This window comes from Streptomyces sp. MK37H, from assembly GCF_018035285.1.
GTDB lineage: Bacteria > Actinomycetota > Actinomycetes > Streptomycetales > Streptomycetaceae > Streptomyces > Streptomyces endocoffeicus.
Genome location: NZ_JAAAYH010000854.1, coordinates 1 through 1,383, shown reverse-complemented (window position 1 = coordinate 1,383; position 1,383 = coordinate 1). Strand labels below are relative to the sequence as shown.

1 protein-coding gene is annotated in these 1,383 nt (G+C 74.4%); it reads right to left on the bottom strand.

All coding sequences use genetic code 11. The annotated features are described in order from the left end of the window. A partial coding sequence (locus GWI24_RS44415; protein ID WP_210951669.1) for an SDR family NAD(P)-dependent oxidoreductase occupies nt 1-1,383 on the bottom strand: 1,383 nt, incomplete at both ends.

Here is a 1,383-nt window from a genome sequence, read left to right as displayed (position 1 = left end):
ACGGCGTCCAGCACAGCGGCCAGTTGCTCGCGGTCGGCCACATCGCAGGCCGCCACGGTCACCCGGGCCCCCAGGGTCTCCAGCTCCTCGCGCAGCTCGGGCGCGCCCGGCGCCTCGATGCCACGACGGCTGGTCAGCACCAGGTGCTCGGCGCCATTGCGCACCAGCCAGCGGGCCACCTGACCGCCCAGCGCACCCGTACCACCGGTCACCAGCACCGTGCCACGCGCCCGCCACGTCGTCCCGTCGGCCGCGGGGGCGGCCGACCGCGTCAGACGACGTGCGAACACCCCCGAACCGCGCACCGCCACCTGGTCTTCGGCGACCTCGGTGGCCTCGGCGGACAGCACACCGGCCAGCCGCGCGACCGCACGCTCGTCCAGGGACTCGGGCAGGTCGACCAGACCGCCCCACAGCTGCGGCAGCTCCAGCGCGGCCACCCGGCCCAGCGCCCACACCATCGCCTGCGTCGGGTGGCTGAGCCGTTCGGAGCGGCCCACCGACACGGCACCGCGGGTACCGCACCACAGCGAAGCCTCGATGCCGGTGTCCGCCATGGCCCGTACCAGGGTCAGCGTCAGGGCGAGACCGCTGGAGAGCGCGGAGTGCCCCGCGCAGGGCTCCTCGTCCAGGGCGAGCAGCGACAACACGCCGCCCAGTGCGGGCGTGTCGGCGATCGCCCCACGCAGCCGCTCCCCCAGCGCCTCGGCGTCCAGGTCCCGCTCATCGGCGACCAGTGACACCACATCCGCGCCGTGCCGCTCGAGCCCGGAGACGACCTCCGCCACCAGCTCGTCCCCGGCACGGGCCGCCGGGACCACCACCAGCCACGTCCCCGACAGCGACCCACCGGCCGCGTCCGGAACCGGCTTCCACGCCACCCGGTAGCGCCAGTTGTCGATCGTGGACTGGTCGCGCCGGTTGCGGTGGTACATGGACAGCGCGGGCAGCACCGCGCTCAGCGGCGTCTCGCCGTCGACGTCGAGCGTCTCGGCGAGCGCTTCGAGGTCCTCGCGCTCGACCGCTTCCCAGAACCGGGCGTCCACCGAGTCCGCGGCGGCCGACGTGTCCCAGCCACTCAGGGAGAGGGACACCTCGGGCCAGTACCGCTCGCGCTGGAAGGCGTACGTCGGCAGCTCCACCATGCGCGCCCCGCGCCCGGCGACGACCGACTCCCACTCCACCGAGGCTCCGTGGACGTGGAGTTCGGCCAGCGCCATCGTCAGCGACTGGGCCTCGGGACGGTCCTTGCGCAGCACCGGCACCACGGCCGAGGCCGCGGTCTGGTCCTCCGTCAGGCAGTCCCGCGCCATCGCGGACAGCACACCGTCGGGGCCGACCTCCAGGAACCTGGTGACGCCCTGGGCGGTGAGTGCCCGCATG